The 22,570-nt window shown below is 74.2% G+C and carries 18 protein-coding genes; 11 read left to right on the forward strand and 7 right to left on the reverse strand.

Annotation, left to right across the window (positions count from 1 at the left end; all coding sequences use genetic code 11):
* Positions 1 to 14: 14 nt before the first annotated feature.
* The gene (locus ABT095_RS25960) at positions 15 to 1,172 is read right to left on the reverse strand and encodes an acyl-CoA dehydrogenase family protein (RefSeq protein WP_350531911.1); all 1,158 of its coding nucleotides are present in this window, start codon (positions 1,170 to 1,172) and stop codon (positions 15 to 17) included.
* A gap of 183 nt (positions 1,173 to 1,355) precedes the next feature.
* Here ABT095_RS25960 and ABT095_RS25965 point away from each other — a divergent pair, with 183 nt between their 5' ends.
* Positions 1,356 to 2,510: a TetR/AcrR family transcriptional regulator gene (locus tag ABT095_RS25965; protein WP_350531912.1), complete on the forward strand. Its 1,155-nt coding sequence runs from the start codon at positions 1,356 to 1,358 to the stop codon at positions 2,508 to 2,510.
* Between the two features lie 103 nt (positions 2,511 to 2,613).
* On the opposite strand, the gene ABT095_RS25970 is transcribed toward ABT095_RS25965, so the two are convergent.
* On the reverse strand, positions 2,614 to 2,931 hold the full coding sequence (locus ABT095_RS25970) for a hypothetical protein (protein WP_350531913.1): 318 nt from the start codon (positions 2,929 to 2,931) through the stop codon (positions 2,614 to 2,616).
* Between the two features lie 352 nt (positions 2,932 to 3,283).
* Here ABT095_RS25970 and ABT095_RS25975 point away from each other — a divergent pair, with 352 nt between their 5' ends.
* The 5 genes from ABT095_RS25975 (at position 3,284) to ABT095_RS25995 (ending at position 12,092) form a co-directional block, all read left to right on the forward strand.
* Positions 3,284 to 5,155 (forward strand): ATP-binding protein, encoded by a 1,872-nt coding sequence (locus tag ABT095_RS25975; protein WP_350531914.1) that lies wholly within the window; start codon positions 3,284 to 3,286, stop codon positions 5,153 to 5,155.
* Positions 5,152 to 7,464, forward strand: a complete 2,313-nt coding sequence (locus ABT095_RS25980; RefSeq protein ID WP_350531915.1) for a hypothetical protein — start codon at positions 5,152 to 5,154, stop codon at positions 7,462 to 7,464. Before ABT095_RS25975 ends, ABT095_RS25980 begins: the two co-directional genes overlap by 4 nt.
* 385 nt (positions 7,465 to 7,849) lie before the next feature.
* On the forward strand, positions 7,850 to 9,547 hold the full coding sequence (locus ABT095_RS25985) for a threonine/serine exporter family protein (protein WP_502885008.1): 1,698 nt from the start codon (positions 7,850 to 7,852) through the stop codon (positions 9,545 to 9,547).
* A 70-nt stretch (positions 9,548 to 9,617) separates the two neighbouring features.
* Positions 9,618 to 10,697, forward strand: coding sequence for a hypothetical protein (locus ABT095_RS25990; protein ID WP_350531917.1), 1,080 nt, complete (start codon positions 9,618 to 9,620; stop codon positions 10,695 to 10,697).
* 159 nt (positions 10,698 to 10,856) lie between these two features.
* Positions 10,857 to 12,092, forward strand: a complete 1,236-nt coding sequence (locus ABT095_RS25995) for a C40 family peptidase (protein ID WP_350531918.1) — start codon at positions 10,857 to 10,859, stop codon at positions 12,090 to 12,092.
* Between the two features lie 12 nt (positions 12,093 to 12,104).
* On the opposite strand, the gene ABT095_RS26000 is transcribed toward ABT095_RS25995, so the two are convergent.
* Positions 12,105 to 12,515: a DUF6188 family protein gene (locus ABT095_RS26000; RefSeq protein ID WP_350531919.1), complete on the reverse strand. Its 411-nt coding sequence runs from the start codon at positions 12,513 to 12,515 to the stop codon at positions 12,105 to 12,107.
* 13 nt (positions 12,516 to 12,528) lie between these two features.
* Positions 12,529 to 12,735: a hypothetical protein gene (locus ABT095_RS26005; protein WP_350531920.1), complete on the reverse strand. Its 207-nt coding sequence runs from the start codon at positions 12,733 to 12,735 to the stop codon at positions 12,529 to 12,531.
* A gap of 122 nt (positions 12,736 to 12,857) precedes the next feature.
* On the opposite strand from ABT095_RS26005, the gene ABT095_RS26010 reads away from it, so the two are divergent.
* Positions 12,858 to 13,727 (forward strand): AraC family transcriptional regulator, encoded by an 870-nt coding sequence (locus ABT095_RS26010; RefSeq protein WP_350531921.1) that lies wholly within the window; start codon positions 12,858 to 12,860, stop codon positions 13,725 to 13,727.
* A 3-nt stretch (positions 13,728 to 13,730) separates the two neighbouring features.
* Here the strand turns inward: ABT095_RS26010 and ABT095_RS26015 are convergent, their stop codons facing one another.
* Positions 13,731 to 14,147, reverse strand: a complete 417-nt coding sequence (locus ABT095_RS26015) for a DNA-binding protein (RefSeq protein WP_350531922.1) — start codon at positions 14,145 to 14,147, stop codon at positions 13,731 to 13,733.
* A 117-nt stretch (positions 14,148 to 14,264) separates the two neighbouring features.
* Between ABT095_RS26015 and ABT095_RS26020 the strand changes: the two genes are divergently transcribed.
* Positions 14,265 to 15,533: a GNAT family N-acetyltransferase gene (locus tag ABT095_RS26020; RefSeq protein ID WP_350531923.1), complete on the forward strand. Its 1,269-nt coding sequence runs from the start codon at positions 14,265 to 14,267 to the stop codon at positions 15,531 to 15,533.
* Here ABT095_RS26020 and ABT095_RS26025 read toward each other — a convergent pair.
* Positions 15,530 to 16,366, reverse strand: coding sequence for a TetR/AcrR family transcriptional regulator (locus tag ABT095_RS26025; RefSeq protein ID WP_350531924.1), 837 nt, complete (start codon positions 16,364 to 16,366; stop codon positions 15,530 to 15,532). The genes ABT095_RS26020 and ABT095_RS26025 overlap by 4 nt on opposite strands.
* 220 nt (positions 16,367 to 16,586) lie before the next feature.
* Here ABT095_RS26025 and ABT095_RS26030 point away from each other — a divergent pair, with 220 nt between their 5' ends.
* Positions 16,587 to 17,114 carry a GNAT family N-acetyltransferase gene (locus tag ABT095_RS26030; protein WP_350531925.1) on the forward strand — a complete coding sequence of 176 codons (528 nt, stop codon included), beginning with the start codon at positions 16,587 to 16,589 and terminating at the stop codon, positions 17,112 to 17,114.
* On the opposite strand, the gene ABT095_RS26035 is transcribed toward ABT095_RS26030, so the two are convergent.
* On the reverse strand, positions 17,012 to 18,283 hold the full coding sequence (locus ABT095_RS26035) for an MFS transporter (RefSeq protein WP_350531926.1): 1,272 nt from the start codon (positions 18,281 to 18,283) through the stop codon (positions 17,012 to 17,014). The two genes, ABT095_RS26030 and ABT095_RS26035, sit on opposite strands and share 103 nt — an antisense overlap.
* A 125-nt stretch (positions 18,284 to 18,408) precedes the next feature.
* Here ABT095_RS26035 and ABT095_RS26040 point away from each other — a divergent pair, with 125 nt between their 5' ends.
* Both ABT095_RS26040 and ABT095_RS26045 read left to right on the forward strand, forming a co-directional pair.
* On the forward strand, positions 18,409 to 19,389 hold the full coding sequence (locus ABT095_RS26040; protein ID WP_350531927.1) for a LysR family transcriptional regulator: 981 nt from the start codon (positions 18,409 to 18,411) through the stop codon (positions 19,387 to 19,389).
* 109 nt (positions 19,390 to 19,498) lie between these two features.
* Positions 19,499 to 22,261, forward strand: a complete 2,763-nt coding sequence (locus ABT095_RS26045) for a right-handed parallel beta-helix repeat-containing protein (protein ID WP_350531928.1) — start codon at positions 19,499 to 19,501, stop codon at positions 22,259 to 22,261.
* Positions 22,262 to 22,570 lie beyond the last annotated feature (309 nt).

Below are 22,570 nucleotides of genomic sequence, written 5' to 3' on the forward strand. Positions count from 1 at the left end.
GGCCGCCGGCCCCGCTACAGCCCGAGCGACTTGGCGATGATGGTCTTCATCACCTCGCTGGTGCCGCCGTAGATCCGGAACACCCGGTTGTCCGTGTAGAGGCGGGCGATCGGGTACTCCAGGATGTAGCCGTAACCGCCGTGCAGCTGAAGGCACTTGTCGATCACCTGGGAGGCCGACTCGGTGCAGAACAGCTTGGTCGCGGCGGCGTCGGCCACCGTCAACTCGCCCACCTGGTAAAGCTCGAGGGCCCGGTCGACCATCGACTGCTGCGCCACCACCTGGGCCTCGCAGTCGGCCAGGCTGAACTTGGTGTTCTGGAACTCCGAGACGCTCTGGCCGAAGACCTTGCGGTCCTTGACGTACTGGACGGCGAAGCGGACGGCGGCGGCCGCCGAGGCGTAGGCGCCGACCGCGATCGCCAGGCGCTCCTGGACCAGGTTGTGGGTGAGGTAGCTGAAGCCCTTGCCCTCCTCGCCGAGCAGGTTCTCGACCGGCACGCGCACGTCCGTGAAGGAGAGTTCGGCGGTGTCCGAGGTGCGCAGGCCGATCTTCTTGAGCTTGCGGCCCACCGCGTAGCCCTCGGAGGCGGTGTCCACGCAGAGGATGGAGAGGCCGGCCCGGCGGTCGGCCGGGTCGTAGGCGGCGGTGCGGCAGACCACCAGGACCAGGTCGGCGAGCACGCCGCCGGTGATGAAGGTCTTGGCGCCGTTGAGCACGTAGTGGGTGCCGTCCTCGGACAGCCTGGCGGTGGTGCTGATGCCGGCCAGGTCGGAGCCCGCGCCGGGCTCGGTCATCGCGATCGCCGTCATGATGTCGCCGGAGACGAAGCCGGGCAGCCAGCGCCGCTTCTGCTCCTCGTCGGCGTACTCCAGGATGTACGGCAGCACCAGGCCGGTGTGCACGCCGGAGGAGCCGAAGGTGACCCCGGCCCGGGCGCACTCCTCGCTCACCACGGCCTGGTACTTGAAGCCGCTCTCGCCCGCGCCGCCGTACTCCTCGGGCACCTCGATGCCGTACACGCCGAGTGCGCCGAGCTTGCGGTAGAAGTCGCGCGGCGGGTGGCCCTCGGCCTCCCAGGACTCGTAGACCGGCACGACCTCCTTGGCGATGAAGTCGCGGATGGTCGCCCGGAAGGCCTCGTGGTCCTCGGTGAACACGGTGCGGCGCACGGTGGCGCTCCCTTCGTGGTGCCGGTTGATCGCCCGACAAGTTAATCCCGGGTAGCTAGGGCTGTCCAGCATTGGGAGCCCGTTGTTCGGCGCCGCCGGGGCGGTCAAGTGAACGGTTGCTACCCTGGTGCCGGACGAAGGGGGTGCCGGACGAAGGGGGTGCCGGACGAAGGGGGGTGGCGGGTGCCGGGTGAGAGTGGTGCGGTGCGGCGGCCGCCGGGGCGCCGGGCGCTGATCCTCGACGCGGCGGCCGGGCGCTTCCACCGGTACGGCTACCACCGGACGTCGATGGCCGAGGTGGCCGCCGAGGTGGGCATCACCGCCCCCGCGCTGTACCGGCACTTCCGGGGCAAGCCGGAGCTGCTGCGGCAGGTGCTGCTGCGCGAGCTGGCGGCGCTGCGGGCGGCCGTCGAGGCGGGCGCGGCCGGGCCCGGGCCGCTCTGCGCGGCGCTGGCCGTGGCCGCGGTGGAGCACAGGGCGCTCGGCACCCTCTGGCAGCGGGAGGCCCGGCTGCTGCCGCCCGCGGGGCGGGCTTCGCTGCGGCGGGAGCTGCGGGCGCAGGTGCGCGCGATGGTGGCGGCGCTGCGCTGTGCTCGGCCCGAACTGGCGGAGCCTGACGCCGAGTTGCTCTGCTGGTCACTGCTCTCGGCGTACGGCAGCCTGTCGTACCACACCTTCGCGCCGCCCCGGCGGCGGTTCGTCCAGCTGCTGGGCGGGATCGGGGCCGACCTGCTCGCCGTCTCGCCGGCCGGGCTGCCGGCGGACGCCCGGCCGGTGGTGGCGCCGGACGGCCTGCCCGAGTCCCGGCGGGAGGAGCTGCTGGTGGCGGCCGTGCGGCTGTTCCACGAGCGGGGGTTCGACAACGTCAGCACCGACCGGCTCGGCGCGGCCGTCGGGATCGCCGGGCCCAGCGTCTACAAGCACTTCGCCACCAAGGCCGAGCTGTTGGCCGCCGCGCTGGTGCGCAGCCGCGAGCGGCTGCGGCTCGAGGTGGAGGGGGCGTTGGCGGCGGAGGGCCTGGAGGCCGGGCTGCGGGCGTACGTGGACTTCGCCCGGCGGCACAGCCACTACCTCGGCGCGATGCTCAGCGAGACCGAGCGGCTGGCGGAGCCGGACCGGCGCGCGGCGATGGACTTCCGCCGGGCGTTCCTGCGGCTCTGGGTCGGGCAGTTGCAGCAGGCTCGGCCCGGCTACGACAGCGCCGAGGCCCGGGTGCGGGTGCACGCGATGTTCGCGCTGGTCAACGACGGGGTGCGGAACCGGCCTGGCAGCCGGCGGCCCGAACTCGGCGAGTGCCTGGTGCTGTTGGGCCGCACGGTGCTCGGAGTGGCGCAGTAGCGGCAGAGCGCGCGCCCGGGCGGGGGCGCGCGCTCTGCCGGTGGTACGGGCCCGCGCTGGTGCGGACGCGGGCCCGTGGCCTGCCGCGGGGAGTGGCAGGGGCTTAGTAGAGGACGAACGGGTAGTAGATCTTGTGGGACAGGTTCCCGTTGCCCTGGATCGTGCCGATGCCGCCGGAGTTGCCCGCGATGCCGACGCTGGTGTTCTGGTTGGCGGCGCCGGAGCCGGTGCCGGTCTGCTGGCTGCCGTTCCCGTTCCCGTGGACGCTGCCCACGATGTTGCCCGAGCCGGTGTTGCTCACCACGCTGCTGTTGGAGTTGTTGTCGGCGCCCGCGCCGTTGTCGGCCGAGGCGGTGCCGACCCCGATCAGGAGGAAAGCCCCGAGAGCGGTGACGGCGGCGGCTGCGCGAATACGGGACACTGTGGTCTCCCTGTTAACTGGTGCGAATGTGGCGCCGGAGGAGTGGCCGCTCCGCCTCGCGCCGTTCCCTGACGTCGCACGACAAGCATTCCCCAGTCGGCCGATTGACTTCAATGCCAGGCGGCAGCGTTCGCCCGAAGGAGTCACAGGAGCGGGATAACCCCTGAACGAACCGCCGCCTGCGAGGATGCGCCACGGGGCCGAAATACCCCCGAATGGCCGTGATTTCCGATATCCGGAAGGGCATTTGGTTCGCCTGACAACGGTCAACGCCAGGTTGACCGGGGGTGGGGGTGCCGGATCAAAGCAAAATAGTGGTCGGCGGATTGTCCTACTGGCAGACTGGGGCCTCATGTCTGAAGAACACCGTCCGGCGCCACCGCCCGAGCAACTGCGTACGACCGAGGTCGACCTCGGTGGTCTGGTCGGTGTCCTGGCCAACCACCTCTACTCCACGCCATTGGTCGCGCTGCGCGAACTCGTCCAGAACGCGCACGACTCGCACACCCGCCGCCGCCTGGAGGACCCGGACGGCGACCTGGACCCGGTGATCCGGGTGCACGTCGACCCCGCCCGCCGTACCGTCGCGATCGAGGACTCCGGCGCCGGGCTCACCGAGCCGGAGATCCACGCCTACCTGGCCACCGTCGGCACCGGATACACCCGGATGCTACGGGAGTTGACCGATAGCCAGGACTTGATCGGCGCCTTCGGGCTCGGCTTCCTGTCCGCCTTCTCGGTGGCCGACGAAGTCGCCGTCACCACCACCTCGCACCGCGGGAGAACGGTCGGCCACCGCTACCGCAGCCGGGGCGGCGAGCAGTACAGCGTCGAGCCGACCGCGCCGCGCGCGACCCCGGGCACCCTGGTCGAGCTGCTGCTCAAGCCCGAACACGCCCAGCTGGCCGACGAGTCCACGCTGCGCGAGGTGCTGGCCCGGTACTGCGTGCTGTTGCCGGTGCCGGTGTACGTCGGTTCGGACGAGAGCCCGGTCAACGCCGTCGCCGTGCCCTGGCGCCAGGGCCTGGAGGCGGCCCGCCCGGAGCCGGCCGAGCAGGCCGCCCGGATGCGGTTCGCCAGCGCCTTCGGCCGCCGGTTCGAGCCGCTGACGGCCTTCCCGGTCACCCCGGTCGAGGGCCGCACCGACGCCGTCGGCCTGCTCTGGGTGCAGGACGGCGCCACCTTCGGCTCCACCGACAACCGCGAACTCGCCGTCTACCTGCGGGGGATGCTGCTCACCGAGGACGCCCGCGACCTGCTGCCCACCTGGGCCGGCTTCATCGGCGGCGTGATCGAGTCCAGCCGGCTCACCCCGACCGCGAGCCGCGAGGACCTGCAACGCGACGAGCACTACCAGGAGTTGAAGCGGGCCCTGGCCGACGCCGTGGTGGACGGGCTGTACGAGACCGCCCGGCTGCGGCCCACCGTCTGGCGGCGGGTGCTGGCCCGGCACGGCCAGGAGCTGCTCGGCGCCGCGCTCTGCGACGAGCGCCTGTTCAGCCTGCTCGCGGACGACGTGCCGGTGCCGAGCTCGCAGGGCGAGCTGACGGCCGGGGCACTGCGGGCGGCCGGCTCGGGCACGGTGCACGTGGCGCTCGGCGGCGAGGGCGGCTTCGAGGAGATGCTCTACCGCGCGATGCAGGTACCGATCGCCCGGGGCGACCGGTACGCCGTGCTGCCGTTCCTGCGCCGCTACGCCCAGCTGCGCGGCTGCCGGCTGGTCGAACTCGGCGGTGAGAGCGGCTCCGAGGCGCTGTTCCGCGAGCCCGAGCGGCCGCTGCCCGAGGAGGAGGAGGCCTGGCTGAGCGCGGCGCTCACCGGCGAGGGCGAGCGGCTGGTGGCCGCCCGGTTCGACCCGCCGGGGCTGCCGCTGGTGCTGGTGCCCGACCGGGAGGCGCAGCTCAAGGCCCGGATCGAGGACGACCGGGCACCTGCCCGGATCCCCTCCGCCGCGCTGCGGCTGGCTCGCTCCTTCACGGCCCGCACGGACGGCGCGGTGCGCGCCCGGCTCTACCTCAACCTCGCCGCTCCGGCCGTCCAGCAGCTGCTCGCCGCCTACCGCACCGGGCACACCGGCAGCGCGACGGCGGCCGGGCTGCTGCGCTCGCTCAAGGTGATCATGACCGCCGGCGCGGGCGCCGACAGCGGGGAGCTGACGGCCGCGCTGGCGGGGATCGGCACGGCGGTCGCGGCGCTGACCGCCCCTGGGGGAGAGAGCCTGTGAGCACCGACATCTGGGCCTGGGTGCAGGACACCCACGCCGCGCTGACCGAGGCCGGGCACCACCGGCTGGCCGCGGCGATCGCGGAGATCGCCGGGCACGCCGTGGACGGGCGGGACGAGCAGCTGGACGCGCTCCACCCCGAGGCGCTCGCCTCGGCCCGGGCGCTCGGCCTGCCCTGGGTCGAGGTCTTCCTGCGGCACTGGCGGCTGCAGAGCCTGCTGAACAAGCGCCACCAGGGCGAGGCCGCGCTCGGCGAGGCCGTCTCGCTGCTCGAGTTCGCGCACCGGGAGGAGACGGCCGACTGCCCGCAGTCGGTCTGCGCGGTGCAGGACTTCACCATCTGCCACGCCAACATCGACGGGCCCGGGTACGTGGCCGAGCGGCTCGACGTCCTGGAGGAGACGCTGGCGCGGGTCGAGCCGAGCCGGGCCTGCTTCGACTGCCTCTCCCGCGAGTACGCCGACACGCTCGAGGACGACGCCCGCCCGGCGGACGCGCTCGCCCACCTCGACCGGGCCCAGGCCCGGATCCAGGCCGCCGGTGGCACCGCCTCGCTCGCCTTCGGGCACGGCCGGGCCTCGGCGCTGCGGCGGCTCGGCCGCCAGGAGGAGGCACTGGCCGCGTACGACGCCGCCGAGCTGGCCCACGTCGCCGCCGGGCGGCGCCTGGACGAGGACGACCGGCGCAAGCTCGGCGTGGGGCGGGCGCTGCTGCTGGCCGAGCTGGGCCGGTACGAGCTCGCCCTCGAACTCCTGCCCGCCCCCGGCGAGGCCGACCGCTACCCCGACATCCGGCACCGCTGGGCCGCCACCGCCGAGGCGCTGACCGCCGCCGGGGCCCTGGCGAACGACGCCGAGCTCGGCGCCCGGCTGGCCCGCTGGGCCGCCTACCTCGACACCGCGGGCTCCCACCGCCCCTGCCTCGACCTCCTGCTGACCGCCACCCGCCTCGCCGTCCGCCGCGGCGCCCGCACGGTGGCCCTGACCCTCTGCGGCGAGGCCGCCCGCAAACTCACCCAGCTCCGCAGCACGGCCGGCGTCGCCGACCAGGTGGCGCAGCTGAGCGCGCAGGCCGAGGCCCTCCCGGCCCCGGAGGCTCCGGGAGAGCTGCTGGACCGGGCGGAGATGGACCCGGAGCAGTACGTGGACGCCGTGGCGGCGGCCCAGGCCGAGGCGCCCGGACCTGACCTCGCCGTGCGGCTGGCTGTCGGGCTGGCCGGGCTGGGGCTCGGGCGGGGGGCGGCGGCGGTGCTGTGGGAGCGGGTGGAGCGGGAGCCGGGGGAGGCGGAGACGGCCCGGGTGCTCGGGGAGTTGCTGATCGAGGCCGGGGACGGGGCCGGGGTCGGGCGGCTGGCCGAGCTGCAGCTGGCGGGCAGTCCGCCCGAGGCGTACTGGACCAGGGCCAGGTGGGCCGCGGCCGAGGGGCGCTGGGCGGAGGTCGGCGAGCACTGCGCCGCGCTGTTCGCCGTCCGGCCGGAGGCGGTCAACGCCCGCCGGCTCGCGGCCGGTGCCGCGACCCGGCTCGGCGACCACGCCGAGGCCCAGCGGCTCTACCAGGAGCTGCTGACGCACGCCGTCGAGGCGGCCGAGGCCGGCCCGGAGCAGCTGCACTGCACCGTCCAGGAGTCCGACCTCTGGCACCTCGCCACCGCCGCCTCGGCCAACCACGACTGGGCGGTGGTCCGTGAGGCCGGTGCCCGGCTCGGCCTCGAGTTCGAGACCGACAGCGGGCCGGTGGAGGAGGCGTGGCAGCTGGTCACCGTCCGGGCCCGCCGGGACGGCGGCGCCACCGCCGACCTGCCGGCCGTCCGGACCGGACCGGCCACCGCCCGGATCCTGCCGGTGCTCGGCGGGGACGTCCCGCTGAACCACCGCGACCTGGTGGTCTTCTCCCCGGCCCGCCTCAACGACCCGCCCGGGCCGGGCGAGGCCGAGGGCTGGCGCCCGGTCTTCGAGCTGCTCACCCTGCTCGACCCGGCGGGCTGGACCACCTACTGGCTGGACGGGGTCTGGCCCGGCGAGGCCGAGTGGCTGGCGCTGCGCGGCGGCCTGCAGGAGGCCGGTTTCGCGGTCTGGGCGTACAGCGGCACCGAGTACGCGGTGGCCGACCCGGCCGACCCGGAGGGCGCGCTGCCCGGGGTGTACGCCGCCGTCGGCGTCCCGCCCACCTCCGGCGCGGCGGCCGCCGACGCCGAGCTGGCCAGGCTGACGGCGGGCTGGCCGCACCCGCTCTGCTGGCTGGAGCTGGCCGAGGCGGCGGGCGCCGACCCGGCCCCGCACCGGGAGGTGGCCGAGCGCTACGGGCTCTGAGCGGATTCGGGCTCTGAGTGGAAGAGGCGCGGCGCGCACCCGGCGCCGCGCCGGCGCTGCTGAGGGCCCGTCGGCAGGGAAGGCACCAGGTCACCGAGATCCGACCCTGACGTACTGTCCGTTTCGTACATGTGCGTCCCGGCTGCCGATCAGGCAAGGTGGGGCACGAGAGCGAGGCGGTGGCGGCGGCCACCCGGGGCGAGGAGTGGCAGTGCCGAAGCGGGGCCGGGGCCGACCGGGCGGCGGACGGGGCAGCGGGAAGAAGGCCAGGGGCGGGCCGGCGCAGCCGCCGGAGCCCGTGGCGCCGCGCGACGCGCCGCCCACCGAGGGCCTGCTCGGCCCCGCCGCGCCGCCGGTGGAGACCACTACGGCGGTGCCGCTGGCGATGCCCCCGGCCGAGACCGAGGGCCTGCTGCGCCCGGCCGAGGCCGAGCCCGTGGAGCCCGCGCGGCCCGCCACCCCGCGCACCATGATCGTCTCCGAGGACACCCTCACCCCCGAGGACTGGCGGGCCGTCGGCTACTCGATGCCCTTCGTCGGCGCGCCGGCCACCCCTGGCACGCCCCCGGTCTCGATGGAGGACACCGTCCCGGACCTGCGCAAGGGCGCGCCCGGCGCGGCCCCCTGGCCGGACCGGATGCGCACCCTGCTGCGCACGCCGATGGCCGAGCGCCCGGCGTACGAGCGCACCCAGCGCGAGCAGAAGCCCGAGCAGGCGCTGAAGAACGTGCCCCGCATCCTCGACCTGACGCTGCGGATCGGCGAGCTGCTGCTGGCCAGCGGCGAGGCGGCCGAGGACGTCGAGGCCGCGATGCTCGGCATCGCGCACGCCTACGGGCTCGACCACTGCGAGCCGCAGGTCACCTTCACCCTGATCGGCATCTCCTTCCAGCCCTCGCTGGTCGAGCCGCCGGTCACCGCCGACCGCGTGGTCCGCCGCCGCACCTCCGACTACACCCGGCTCGCCGCCGTCTACCGGCTGGTCGCCGACATCACGGCCGAGCGGCTCTCGGTGAACGACGCTTACCGGCGGCTCGCCGAGATCCGCCGCAACCGGCACCCGTACCCGACCTGGCTGCTGGTGCTGGCCACCGGCCTGCTGGCCGGGGCGGCCTCCTTCCTGGTCGGCGGCAAGTCGGACGCCCAGGCCTGGCTGGTCTTCGCCAACGCCTTCGTGGCCGCCATCCTGGGTGACCGGCTGGCCGCCTTCATCGCCAAGCGCGGGCTGCCGGAGTTCTACCAGTTCGTGGTCGCCGCGATGCCGGCCGCGCTCTCCGGCGTGATCCTCACCAGCCTGCCCGCGAACGGGCTGCGCGGCTCGGTGGTCATCACCGGTGGGCTGTTCGCGCTGCTGCCCGGGCGGGCCCTGGTGGCCGCCGTCCAGGACGGTCTGACCGGCTTCTACATCACCGCCGCGGCCCGGCTGCTCGAAGTCCTCTACCTGGTCGCGGGCATCGTGATCGGGGTGATGCTGATCCTCTACGCGGGGCTGAGCATCCATGCCAGGTTCAACCCGGGCGAGAGCCTGGGCGGGGTGGACAGCGACCCGACGGTGCGGCTGATCGCCGCGATGGTGCTCACCGCCGCCTTCGCGATACTGCTGCAGACCGACCGGCGGAACCTGCTCTTCGTCACCCTCAACGCCTGCGCCGGCTGGTCCGTCTTCGGGGTGCTGACCCGCAACGCGGGCATCTCCCCGATCATCGCCACCGGCATCGCGGCCGGCCTGGTCGGCCTCTTCGGCCAGCTGATGGCCCGCTACCGCGCGGCCTCCTCGCTGCCGTACGTGACGGCCGCGCTCGGCCCGCTGATGCCCGGCTCGGCGCTCTACCTCGGCATGCTCGCCTTCACCCAGAGCCAGCCCGACGTCGGCCTGGCCAGCGTGGCCCGGGCCGCCGCCATCGCGCTCGCGCTCGCGGTCGGGGTGAACCTCGGAGGGGAGATCGCACGTCTGTTCATGAAGCTGCCCGGCAAGATCACCGGCCTGCGCGGCCCGGGCGTCGGCACGCCGGGGGCCGACCGTTCGCTCGCGCCGTACCTGCTGGTGCCGCGCCGGGCGGCCAAGCGCACCCGGGGGTTCTGACCACGCGTTGTACCGGGCGGGGCGGCCGGACCACCGGCCGGGTCACTGACGGAACGAGGGCGCACCACGCATGGACCTGATGGACACCTACCGCACCCACATCGTGGACGCGCACAAGCAGCCGCTCCTCCTGCTGCTGGTCGGGTTCATCAGCTCGTTCCTGTGCATCCGGTTCAGCGTGCGGATGATCCGGGCCAAGGTGCGCTGGTGGCCGGGCAACATCACCCCGGGCGGGCTGCACATCCACCACATGGTCTTCGGCCTCGGCTTCCTGCTGGTCGGCGGGGTGGGCGCGATCGCGACGAACGGCGGGCACCCGTGGCTCGACTGGTTCGGGCTGTGCTTCGGGATCGGCTGCGGCCTGGTGCTCGACGAGTTCGCGCTGATCCTGCACCTGGACGACGTCTACTGGGGCGAGCAGGGCCGCAAGTCGGTGGACGCGGTGATCTTCGGCATCCTGTTCACCGCGCTGCTGCTCACCGGGTACGTCCCGCTCGGCGTGGTGCCCGGGCAGACCGAGCCGATGACGGCCGGGCGCTGGGGGCTGGTCGCGGTGATCCTGGTGAACGCGGCGGCCTCCGTCGTCGCCCTGCTCAAGGGCAAGGTGTGGACCGGCCTGCTCGGCATCATGGTGCCCGGCCTCTCCTGGATCGGCGCCGTCCGCCTGGCCCGGACGGGCAGCCCGTGGGCGCGCTGGTTCTACACCACCAGGCCCCGGCGGCGGGCCCGGGCGCTGCGCCGCGAACGCCTGCTGCACCGGCGGGCGGACCGGGCCCGCACCTGGCTCTTCGACCTCATCGCCGGCGCGCCCGACAAGGTGCCCGCCCACCACACGGCCACCCACCGGGTCGCCGAGCGGATGGCCGCCCGGGCCACCGCCCACCTGGACGCGCACGAGGCCCGCGCGCTGGCCCGCCGCTCGGCCCGCCTGGCCGACCGCCGGGCGGCGGCGGTGGCCCGGCCGGCCGGCGTGCCCGGGCCCGCCCCGGCCGGTGAGCCGGAGCGGCACGGCCAGGCGCGGCAGCGGCGGCGGACGGTGCGGGCCGGGCGCAGCCGCACCTTCGCGGTCCGGCCGGGCACGGCGGAGGGGGTGGCCGTCTCCTCCTCCTACCGGCACCCGAAGCTGCCGCACCCTCAGCCACGCCGCTGATCCCATCGGTGGGTAAATCCCACATCTCACCCGGCTGGACGCACGGGGATGGCGCTGAGCTCCCATCAGCTCTGAGAATATGACGTCGAGTGACCGAATTGTCACCTGATGGGATATTTGACGACCCGTCAGGCGACGCGGCGCAGAGAGGGCCGGCCCATGGCACGCAGACTCCTTCCGACGCTCCTGCTGGCCCTGACCGGTCTGCTCGGCCTGCTCCCGGCGGCGGCCGCCGCTCCCGGCCACGCGGTGGCGGCCGGGCCCCGCGCCGACGACCCGTACCCCTCCGAGGAGGAGATCGCCCGCTCGCGGGCCGAGGCCGACGCCCGGGCCACCGACAGCGCCGCGATCGAGGCCCGGCTGACGGCCGCCCAGGCGGACCTGGAGCAGTCCGGCCGGGTCGCCGAGCAGGCCGTGGAGGCCTACAACGGCGCCCAGGCCCGGCTGGCCAAGGCCAGGGCCGCCGCCGCGGCGGCGGCCCGGCGGGCGGCGACGGCCGAGACCGAGCGGGCGGCGGCCGCCGAATCGGCCGCCGCGCTGGCCGCCGAGACGTACCGTCAGGGCGCCGGGCCCGAGCTCTCCGCGATCAACGCCCTGCTGGCCGCCGACGGCCCGCGCGCACTCACCGAGCGGGCCGCCGCCGTCGGCATCGCCGGAGCCCGCATGAAGGACATCCTGGATGCCGCGACCAGCACCGCCGCCGAGGCGGCCCGGGCCTCGGCCGAAGCGCATCGCGCCGCCGAGGCGGCCGACCGGGCGGCCGAGGCCGTCCGCCTCGCCAAGGAGCAGGCGCAGGCCCGGCTGACCGCCCAGCAGGCCGAGGTCGCCGACATCGGCAAGCGGCGCGAGCAGCTGCTCGCCGCGCTGGCCGTGGCGCGGAACACCACCGTGGAGCTGGAGCGGCAGCGCCGCGAGGCTCTGGAGGCGATCGCCGCCCGGCAGGCGGAGGAGGCGGCCCGGGCGGCGGCCGCGGCGGCCGCCGCAGCCGAGGCGGTGCCGGACCAGCCGTCCGGACCCGCCACCTGGTCGGCCGGCGGGGTCGAGGCGGCCCTCGCCTTCGCCCGCGCGAAGATCGGCCTCCCCTACATCTGGGGCGGCGAGGGCCCCGAGGGCTACGACTGCTCCGGCCTGACCATGATGGCCTGGCGCCGCGCCGGCAAGCAGCTCCCCCACTTCGCCGCCGACCAGTACGCCGAGTCCACCCCCGTCAGCTACCACCAGCTCCGCCCCGGCGACCTGGTCTTCTGGACCCACACCGGCCGCGCCGCCGACATCTACCACGTCGCCATCTACCTCGGCGACGACCAGATGATCGAAGCCCCCCGCCCCGGCACGGCCATCAAACAGGCCAGCCTCTGGATCATGGGCCGACCCGACTTCTACGCCCGCCCGTAGCCGACGGGGCTGTCAGGCCCCGGAGCTGTCGGTGTACCAGAGGGCCAGGGCGCCGCCCTGGGTCGGGACGACGAGTTGGCGGTGCGGGCCGTTGACCTGCCAGGCCTCGTGGCCGGGGTCGCTCGGGCAGGTCAGGACCGTGCCGTCGGTGAACTCCAGCCGGAGGGTGCCGGACTTGGCGGCGACGGCGGAGCGGACCTCCGAGCCGAACAGGGCGAGGGCCGGGGCCACGTCCTGGGTCCGCGGATCCAGGCGGCGGGCGGGGCCACTCGGGGGGAGGAGCTCGGCGGGGGTTCCGACCGTGATCAGCCAGTCCTGGTCGAGCGTCAGGCCGAGGCAGTGGTCGACCGAGACCCGGGTGACGGTGAGGCCGTGCAGGCCGAGGACCCAGTGGTCCTCGCGTTCGGTGAAGGCCGTGGGCATGGCTATGCCTCCCTCAGCAGGTGTCGCCGGAGCTGTTGTCGTCGCCGCGGCGCAGGCGTCGTCGGCGGTCGCGCTGGACCACGCGGAGGAGTTCGCCGGCCGCGAGGGTGGTGGCGGCGACGGCGCGGGCCCAGCGGGGGCCGCCGCGCTCGGCCCACAGGACGCAGGCGCAGCCGCCCAGGGTGAGGGCGAGGACGCCGACGAGTACGAAGCCGATCACGGGGCCAGCCTTCCGGTGGTTGGGGGACGATCATGCCACCCGACCGGAGCGGGCACGGGATGTCGGGTGGGGCAGGGTGGTGTCTTCATACCGTTGTGGACATCAGAAGGAAGGAGCCGGGGGTGCTGGAGCGGCTGAACCAGGCCATGGACCACGTCGAGGAGCGGCTGACCGGGACGGTCGAGGTGGCGGAGCTGGCGCGGATCGCGCTGACCTCCGAGTACCACTTCCGGCGGCTGTTCTCCGCGCTGGCGGGGATGCCGCTGTCGGAGTACGTCCGACGTCGGCGGCTGACCCTCGCGGGGGCCGAGGTGCTGGCCGGGGAGCTGACGCTCCTCGAGGTCGCCGTCCGGTACGGCTACGGCTCCGGGGAGGCGTTCGCCCGGGCGTTCCGGGCGATGCACGGAGTCGGGCCGGGCGAGGCTCGGCGGAGCGGCGCAACGCTCGACTCCCAGCCCCGGATGTCCTTCCGCCTTGTCATCGAGGGGAGCAGCAGTATGAGGTACCGGATCGTGGAGATGCCCGAGGTGCACGTGGTGGGCCGCAAGGCCCGGGTGCCCCTGATCCACGAGGGCGTGAACCCGCACATCGCCGAGCTGATCAAGTCGGTGGGCCCGGAGGAGGTGGGGCGGATCGCCGCCCTCTCGGACCTGGCGGAGCCGGAGGGCATCGTCTCGGCGGTGGTGCACCTCTCCGACAGCCGGGAGGAGGGGGCCGAACTCGACTACTACCACGCGGTGCTGAGCAGCAACCGGGCACCGGAGAACCTCGACGGACTGACCGTCGAGGCGGGCCTGTGGGCGGTGTTCGAGAACACCGGCCCGTACCCGCTGGCCCTGCAGTACCTGTGGCGGGACGTGTTCACCGAGTGGTTCCCGTCCAACCCGTACGCCACGCGCCCGGGCCCGGAGGTCCTGCGGACCCGTCAGACTCCCGGCTCGACGGAGTCGGACAGTCAGCTCTGGATCCCGGTGGAGCGGTCGGCGGTCTGAAGGTCAGTCGGTGTCGGCGGTACGGGCGGCGAGCCGCTCGTACCGCTGGCGGGCGGCCTGGGGGGTGCCGAGGCCGAGGCCGAAGGCGATGTCAGGCCAGGTCAGGCCGCGGCCGCGGGCCATCTGGAGCAGGCCGGCCTCCAGCTCGTCCAGCTCCGCGCGGACCGCCGGGAGCAGGCTGAGCGCGGCCGTGATGTCGTCACGGTCGACCTCGGGCTCGCCCTCCTCGGGCAGGGCGGCGCCGCTGAGCAGGAAGGCGACCAGCCGGACGGCCTCGTGCGGGGCGAGCACGTACGGGTTGGTCTGGCGGCGGCGCTGCCCGTCCGTCGCCGCGTGGCGCTCGGCTATTCGGAAGAGCGAGGCGGCCTCGCGGTGGGAGCGGGCGAGCTCGGGGTCGGGGGCGGTGAAGGGATCCGTCATGACGCCACGGTCGCTGACTGAACGTCATGGTGTCAACGGATTAAAGTGAACGGATCGTTCATCACGGTGCGTTGAAATTCAGGTGACCGAACTGACGGTCCGTCGTACCGTGGCCGGATGGTCGACGAACCTGCAGTTCAGCCAGCCTCCGGCATCGAGGTCCGCGCGATCGGCGAGCACGAGCTCTCCGCGTGGGACCGCGCGCTCATGCGCGGGTTCCTGCGGCCGCAGCAGCCCGACGCCACCGAAGTCCGCCGTCTGCAGTTCGAGCCCGGCCGCTGGCTGGCCGCGGTCGACCACACGGCGGGCGGAGCCTTCGTCGGCACCTACCGCAGCTACGACCTGGAGCTGACCCTCCCGGGCGGGGCCACCGTGCCGGTGGACGCGATCACCGGGGTCACCGTCGCGAGCACCCATCGGCGGCGGGGTCTGCTCACCCGGATGATCCACCAGGACCTCGCCGCCGCCCGCGAGCGCGGCTGTGTGCTGGCCGCGCTCAGTGCCGCCGAGTACCGGATCTACGGCCGGTTCGGCTTCGGCCCGGCAACGCGCTCGGCCGGGCTGGTGATCGACCTCCAGGAGTCCGGCGGCCTGCGGCCCGGCCTGGCCACCCCGGCCGGCGGGCGGATCGACTTCGCCACACCGGAGGAGATCCGCAAGATCGGGCCCGAGCTGCACGAGCGCTGGCGGCTCACCCAGCCGGGCGCGCTCAGCCGCCCCGTCTCCTGGTGGCCGGTCCACACGGGCAAGGCGGTGGACTGGAAGGAGCCGCTGTCCGCCGTCCACCGGGACGCCGACGGCGTGGTCACCGGTCTGGTGGTCTACCAGGTGGACGACAAGTGGAACGGCATGACGCCGGACTGCACACTCACCGTCCGGGACTTCCTGGCCGTCGACCGCCGGACCGCCACCGCGCTCTGGCAGTTGCTGTTCTCGACCGACTGGGTGCGCCGCATCGACGTCGAGGAGCTCGGGCCGGACGATCCGCTGCCGCTGTTGCTCGCCAACCCGCGCGGGGCCACCCCGCACATCGGCCAGTACGACAACACCTGGCTGCGGCTGCTCGACCTGCCTGCCGCCCTCGGTGCTCGCACGTACGCCGCGCCCGGCCGCGTGGTGCTGGCCGTGACCGACCCGTACGGCTGGACCGCCGGCCGCTGGCTGCTGGAGACCGCCCCCGACGGCACCGGCCGCTGCACCCCCACCGACCAGGCCCCCGACCTCACCCTCGGCGTGAGCGAACTCAGCACCCTCTACCTGGCCGCCGAGAAGGCTGCCCGACTGCTGGCCGCCGAGCTGATCACCGAACACACCCCGGGCGCGGCGGCCCGCCTCGACCACCTGCTGCACACCCTGCTCAGGGCCTGGAACCCGGACATGCTCTAGTCCTTCTTGGCGCGCCTCTTCCGCTTCGGAGCCTCCGTCGGCGCCGGGGCGGCCTTGCCGATGGTGGGGAGGACGAAGTCCTTGATCATGTCCACCGCGTCGCGGACCAGCGGGCGGAAGACCCGGTAGCGGGACAGGGTGACCATCTTGGCGACGAAGGGGGAGCAGCGCTTGACGAAGGCGCGGGTGCGCTCGGTGTCCTCGGTGCGGTCGAAGACCCAGTACAGCACCACGATCATCTGGTGCAGCCAGAGCAGGTCGGGCAGCAGCTCGTCCAGCTCGGGGTCGATCTTCGGGCCGAGGTCGGAGCCGTCGAGGACTTCGCGGAAGAGCTTGACCGCGGTGTCCCGGGCCGGGTGCGACTCGTTCGAGAACGGGCTCAGCGAGCTGTTCGGGTCGGCGGCCGTGCGGAAGAACTGCGAGGCGAACTCGTGGTACGGCGCCGCGCAGTCGACCCAGGAGTCGAGCGCGGTGCACAGCCGGTCGGAGAAGTCCCGCTGGTCCGCCATCCGGGCCAGCGCCTCGACCGCGTGCTCGCGGGTCATCTGGTCGTAGAAGCCCTGGATCAGGAACTCCTTCGACTCGAAGTAGTAGTACGCGTTGCCCACCGAGACCCCGGCCTCGGCCGCGATCGCCCGCATCGTGGTCTTGTCGTAGCCGCGCTCGCGGAACAGCCGCATGGCGGTGTCCAGGATGAGCGCCCTGGTCTGCTCGCTCTTGTCCGTCTTGGGCCGGGCCCGGCCGCCGGGCAGCTCTCCGGCCGGGGTCTCCGGCGCCTGTCCCGTCGGGTTCGCGCCCCCGGGCTCGGTCGTGTCGTCCACTGCGTCCTCCACGGGGCCGAGCCTACCGGGGGCCGTCGCACCGGCCGGGCGCCGAGCGGTCCCGGCTGGTCAGCCCCGACCCCCGTACGTGGCTGACCAGCTGGTCCGGTGGCGGCCGGGAGCCCCCCGAGCGCACGGCCGCCAAGGTTTCGAACGCGTTCAAAACCTTCTGGCGAGGACTCTAGGGCCAGCCCCGGAGGATCTCAAGTCAGTAACGTGGGAGGCTCGTCACATGAGCGGACGAGCCGTCATCAGGCGGGGCACCGAGGCCGATGCGGCGGCGGTCGCCGAACTGCACCTGGCCAGTCTGCGCAGCTCCTATGCCGCGTACCTGCCCGCCGAGGCGCTGGCCGACGGGCAGCTGCTCGGGCGGGCCGAGCAGTGGCGGGAGCTCTGGCCGCTGCGGCTGGGCATCGACTACGGCGCCCCCGGGCAGCAGCCGGTGCTGCTGCTCGCCGAGGCGGCGGGGGAGCTGCTCGGCTTCGCCTACCTCACCCCCGAGGGCGACGGGCGGGTGCTGCTCGACAACCTGCACGTCCGCCCCGGCCGGACCGGCCGCGGCCTCGGCGCCCGGCTGCTGCACGCCGCCCGGGCCGAGGCCGGCCCGGGCGCGCTGCACCTGGACGTCCTGGCGGCGAACGTCCGCGCCGTCGCCTTCTACGAGCGCGAGGGCGGCGTCAGGACGGCCGAGCGCTCGACGGTGCTCGCCGACGGCTCCGAGGCGGCCGAGTGCGAGTACACCTGGCCCAGCGCCCGCTGACCGGCTCCCACGACCAGCAGGGCCAGCGCCGCCGCCCCGGCGGGCAGCAGGTACCCGGTGCCGGGCGGGGCGTGCTGGGCGAGCGCGCCGCCGAGCGCCGCCCCGGCCGAGATGCCCACCAGGATGCCGGAGACGGCCAGGCCCATCGCCTCGTTCAGGCGGCCCGCGGGCAGCAGCTCCTGGACCAGCGAGAAACCCGCGATCATGGTCGGCGCCGTGCCCGCCCCCGCCAGCAGCAGGGCGCAGGCCAGTGCGGCGGCCCCGGCGTGGGTGAGCCCCGCCGCGAGCGGGAGCAGCAGCAGGACGGCCATCGCCGCCGCCCCGCGCAGCAGTCGTACGGCGGGGGAGCGCCGGGGCGTGCCCAGCCCGAGCAGCAGGCCGGAGGCGGCTGAGCCGGCCGCCATCAGCGCCAACAGTGCACCGGTGAGGGGCCGTTCGCCGAGCGAGTCGGCGTACGCGACGGTGCTCACCTCCATCGCGCCGAACACCACCCCGGTGGCCAGGAAGGCGAGCACCAGCACCCGCAGCCCGCGCACCCGCAGCACGCCGCCACCGCCGCCGGGCGGCACCGGCCGGACGGGCGGTTCGGTGCGGCGCTGCGCCGCGAAGGCGAGCGAGCCGGTGCAGCCGAGCGCGGCGGCGGTCAGCAGCCCGGCCTCGGGCAGCAGCGAGGTGCACAGCAGGGTGCCGAGCACCGGCCCGGCCACGAAGCAGAGTTCGTCCAGCACCTGCTCCAGGGAGTAGGCGGTCTGCCGGGCCCGTGGATCGTCTTCGAGCAGGTGGGCCCAGCGGGCCCGGGCCATCCCGCCGAGGTTGGGCAGCGCCGCGGCGGCCGGGCAGCACAGCAGCAGCGCCCAGGAGGGCACGGCCGTGCGGGCGCAGAGCGGCAGCACCAGCAGTGGCCCGGCCGCCACCAGCACGCCGGGTACGGCCACCCGCCGCTGCCCGTACCGGTCGACCAGCCGCCCGAGCAGCGGCAGTCCGACGGCGGTGCTCACCGCGCCGACCGCGGTGAAGGCGCCCGCCAGCGCGTAGGAGTCCCGGCGGGCCGTGACCAGCAGCACCGTGCTCACGCCGGTCATCGAGAAGCTGAGCCGCCCGAGCAGGCCGGCCAGGGTGAAGGCGAGGGCGCCGGGGGTGGCGAGGACACGGCGGTACGAGGCGAACACGGTGCTCCAAGGGGTGGGTTCGCTCCAGCCTGCGGGCGGGGCGGCCGGGCGGTCCAACACCTGTTCGGTGCGATTGACGCAGCTGCGGTGTCAATCCGCTCCGACCGGGTTGCTAGCCTGCGCGGATGCCCCGTGACCTGCACCCCCGCCTGCTGCGCGGCTTCGTGGCCACCGCCGAGACGCTGCACTTCGGCCGGGCCGCCGAGCGCCTGCACCTGGCCCAGCAGGCGCTCAGCCGGGACGTCCGGGCGCTGGAGCGCACCCTCGGGGTCGACCTGTTCACCCGCACCACCCGCCGGGTCGAACTGACCCCGCAGGGGCAGCGGTTGCTGCCCAAGGTGCGCCAACTCCTGGCCCTGCACGACGAGATCGCCGCCGGGCCGGATGCCGGGCCGCTGCTGGTCGACCTCAACAGCGCTGTCAGCGGGGCGGACCTCACGGCCGACCGGCTGCTCGCGGCGGCCCGGGCGGCCCTGCCGGGCGGCGAGCTGCTGGCCCGCTACCACGGCGGACTGGCCGCCGCCGCAAGCGAGTTGCTCGCACACCGGCTGGACGTCTCGTTCGGCCGGTTCGCCGGGCTGCCCGCCGAGCTGCGGGCCGAACTCGCCCAGCGGCCGGTGCGCCTGGAGCCGATGGCGGTGCTGCTGCCGCTCGCCCACCCGCTGGCCGGGTACCAGCAGGTGCCGCTGGCCGCGCTGGCCGGGCACCCGGTGGACATCTGCGCGGGCAACCCGGCCACCACCGAGTGGGCCGAGCTCGGCCGCCGGCTCCTGGACCAGCACGGCCTGGCGGCCTCGGCGCCGCACACCCCGCCGGTCGGTGAGGCCGAGCTGGCGCACTACCTCGCCCGGCACGGCGAGGCGATGCTCACCACCACCGGCGGCCCGGCCGTGCCGGGCGCCGTCACCCGCCCGCTGGTCGAACCGGTGCCGCTCAGCCTGGTGAGCCTGGTGCACCGCCCGGGCTTCCGGCACCCGGGACTTGACGAACTGCTCGCCGCCTCGGCGGCCCTCGGCGAGCGGGAGGGCTGGCTGCGGCGGCCGCCGGCCAGCTGGCTCCCGGCCGCGGACGCCGCCCTGCTCGACCGGGCGGGGACCGGCCGGTGACAACCCGCGTGCGAGGCGTCCGAGCGCGTTTGTACGCTGTGCGTCGACCGCTCAGCAGAGCTGTCGTCGAACTCATGGGGGATTCGTGTCTCGTCCTCGCCGTCTGGCGGTGACGGCAGCCGCAATCGCCGCCGTCACCTCCCTCACGCCCGGTCTGGCCTACGCGGCCGACCCGGCGGGCCCCGCGCCGCGCGCGCTCACCGCGCCGCGGCCCGCGGCCACCGACGGTCTGGCCGCCGCGGCGGCCGACAACTTCCGTACCTTCAGCAGCCCGGCGAGCAAGTCCGTCCGGCAGCAGAAGCCCGCCACCACCACCGAGCTGCGCCCGCACACGGCCACCGGCAAGACGATCTACGTCACCACCAACGTCTGCGGCGCCGGTGACGGCGACGGCAGCCAGGCCAAGCCGTTCTGCCTGGTGCAGCAGGGCGTGGACGCCGCGGCCCCGGGTGACACCGTGCTGGTCAGCGGCTCCGACGGCTACTTCTCGGTGCCGGAGACCGTCACGGTCAAGACCTCGGGCATCTCGATCGTCGGCTCGGTCAACAAGCCGCAGTCCAGCGCCAACGGCTCGTCCTGGGGCAAGCCCGTCCTGGTGCTCAACGGCGTCAGCGACGTGACGGTCAGCCACCTCAACCTCTCGGCCGGCCTCGGCCCCGCGATCGAGGTCATCGGCTCCACCCGGGTCACCCTGGACTCCAACTACGTGCAGGCCGACCAGGCGCCCGAGGCGATCACCGTCGACGGCGCCTCCAGCGCCGTCACGCTGAGCCGCAACTACGTGGACACCGGCTACCAGGGCGGCGACCAGGCCAAGACCGGCAGCTACGCCGCCGTCTCGGTGGCCGCCGGGGCCAAGAACGTCACCGTGGCCGGCAACCTGCTGGCCGCCGCCGGGGTCAAGGCCACCGACGTGGCCGGGCTGAACGTCACCGGCAACACCGTCCAGCGCGGCTGCGCCTCGGCGGTGGACGTCGAGGGCGCCTCGACGGCGGTCAGCATCCAGAACAACCTCTTCGAGGACGAGGTCGAGGGCTCGCTGCTCGGCGGCTGGCCCGCCTACTGCGCGGGCAAGGGCATCGCCTGGGCCCCGCACGTCACCGTCTCCGCCGACTCGGCCGCCGCGACCACCGCGGACTACAACGACCTGGTCGTCGCGGGCGGTTCGGCCACGGCCACCGCGCCGTACAGCTGGGCGGGCACCGCCTACCCGACGCTGGCCGCCTTCCAGGCCGCCGTGCCGCAGGCCGCGCACGACACGGTGGACGCCACCAAGCTCGCCGCCGCCGAGCTCGGCCCGTACGCGATGTACCCCATCGCGATGGGCCTGCAGGCCGGCTCGGCCGCGATCGGCTCGGCCAACCCGGCCGCACCCGGCGCGCTGAGCGCGGACTACTGGGGCACCACCTACGGCGCCACGCCGGACCGGGGTGCGGTCAAGTACCTCAGCACCAACCCGACGCTGGCCGTGGCGATGACCGTCAAGAACACCAGCGCCTTCAGCATCCAGCTCGACGCCAAGGTGACCACCGGCCCGAAGCGCGAGTGGGTGCGGGTGGGCTGGGGCGACGGCAGCCAGCCGTCCACCACGCCGTTCGGCGGCACCCAGGACGTGTCCGTCTCGGCCGCGCACACCTTCGCCAAGACCGGCGCCTACCCCGTCACCGTGACCGTGACGGACGTGGACGGCAACACCGTCAGCAACTCCGTCCAGGAGGTGACCGTCGGATCCTCGTTCACCCCGTACGGCCCGACCCGCCTGCTGGACACCCGCACCGGCGGGGCGGCGACGGTCGTGCAGCCCAAGGGCACCGTCCGGCTGCAGATCTCGGGCAACGGCGCGATCCCCTCGGGGGTCACGGCGGCCGTCCTGAACCTGACCGTGACCCGGCCCAGTTCCTACGGGTACATCACCGCGTACCCCGACGGTAAGACCCGGCCGCTGGCCTCGAACGTCAACTTCGGGCCCGGGCAGACCGTGCCGAACCTGTCGATGGTGCGGGTCGGGGCCAACGGATACGTGGACCTCTACAACGGCAGCAACGGCACCGTCGACCTGATCGCCGACATCACCGGCTACTTCAGCCCGACCGCCACCAGCGGCTACACCCCGATCGCGCCCACCCGGCTGGTCGACACCCGGTACGGCACCGGCACGGCCAAGGGCCAGCTCACCTACCAGAACTCCTTCTCCGCCCAGATCGCCGGCGCGGCCGGCGGCAAGCTGCCCGGCTCGGGCATCACCGCCGTCGCGCTGAACGTCACCGTGACGGGAACGAAGGCGCCCGGCTACCTGACCGTCTACCCCTCGGGCACGGACCGTCCGCTGGCCTCGAACGTCAACTTCGGCTGGAACCACACCATCGCCAACGCGGTGATCGTGCCGGTCGGCGCGGACGGGAAGATCAGGGTCTACGACGGCGGCGGCTCGACGGACGTGGTGATCGACGTGGTCGGCTACTACAGCCCGAGCGGCGTCAACGCGCTCGTCCCGGTCACGCCGGTCCGGCTGCTCGACACCCGCTCCTGGAAGTACGGGCCGGTCGGCAGCGGCGGCTACGTCAGCATGCCGATCGGCTCGGACGCGCCGAACCAGCCGGCCTTCGTGCTGAACACCACCGTGACCAACACCTGGGGCAAGGGCTACCTGACCGTCGCACCGGACCCGAACTCGGTGTGGGACTACGACAACAAGCAGGCCCGCTGGCCGGACCGCCCGCTGGTCTCCACGCTGAACTGGCAGCCCTTCCAGACCATCCCGAACCTGGTCCAGGCCACGGCCGGGCCCTACGGGATCGTCGACCTCTGGAACGCCAGCACCGCGAACACGGACCTGGTGGTCGACGCCTTCGGCTACTACGAGCACGCCTGATCCTCGGCGGCCGACATGACGGCGCCCCCGAACGCTTGCGTTCGGGGGCGTTGCCGTTGTGCGGGGGTGTTGCTCGGTGCAACCCGGTGCAACTCGGTGCAACCTGGTGCAACTCGGTGCTACTCGGTGCTGCGGGTCAGGCGGCTCTACCTTCTGAGCCGGGTTGATCGAGCCATTCGTAAGGTTGGGTCGCCCAGGGGTGCTGGGTGTGGCTATCAGGCGGCTGCCGTCCGTGGTTCTCATGGCTTCGCCGCCCGGCACCCCACGACGACCCGGCCGCCGATTAGGAAGTGCGAGCAAGTCGCTGAG

The sequence above is a fragment of the Kitasatospora sp. NPDC002227 genome, assembly GCF_040296285.1.
Taxonomy (GTDB): domain Bacteria; phylum Actinomycetota; class Actinomycetes; order Streptomycetales; family Streptomycetaceae; genus Kitasatospora.

Coding starts and splice junctions, on each gene's coding strand:
- ABT095_RS25985 (WP_502885008.1), top strand. CDS start 7,850: ATGCCCCCGGCCGAGACCGAGGGCCTGCTGCGCCCGGCCGAGGCCGAG.
- ABT095_RS26040 (WP_350531927.1), top strand. CDS start 18,409: ATGCCCCGTGACCTGCACCCCCGCCTGCTGCGCGGCTTCGTGGCCACC.
- ABT095_RS26020 (WP_350531923.1), top strand. CDS start 14,265: ATGGTCGACGAACCTGCAGTTCAGCCAGCCTCCGGCATCGAGGTCCGC.
- ABT095_RS25990 (WP_350531917.1), top strand. CDS start 9,618: ATGGACCTGATGGACACCTACCGCACCCACATCGTGGACGCGCACAAG.
- ABT095_RS26015 (WP_350531922.1), bottom strand. CDS start 14,147: ATGACGGATCCCTTCACCGCCCCCGACCCCGAGCTCGCCCGCTCCCAC.
- ABT095_RS26030 (WP_350531925.1), top strand. CDS start 16,587: ATGAGCGGACGAGCCGTCATCAGGCGGGGCACCGAGGCCGATGCGGCG.
- ABT095_RS25975 (WP_350531914.1), top strand. CDS start 3,284: ATGTCTGAAGAACACCGTCCGGCGCCACCGCCCGAGCAACTGCGTACG.
- ABT095_RS26000 (WP_350531919.1), bottom strand. CDS start 12,515: ATGCCCACGGCCTTCACCGAACGCGAGGACCACTGGGTCCTCGGCCTG.
- ABT095_RS25995 (WP_350531918.1), top strand. CDS start 10,857: ATGGCACGCAGACTCCTTCCGACGCTCCTGCTGGCCCTGACCGGTCTG.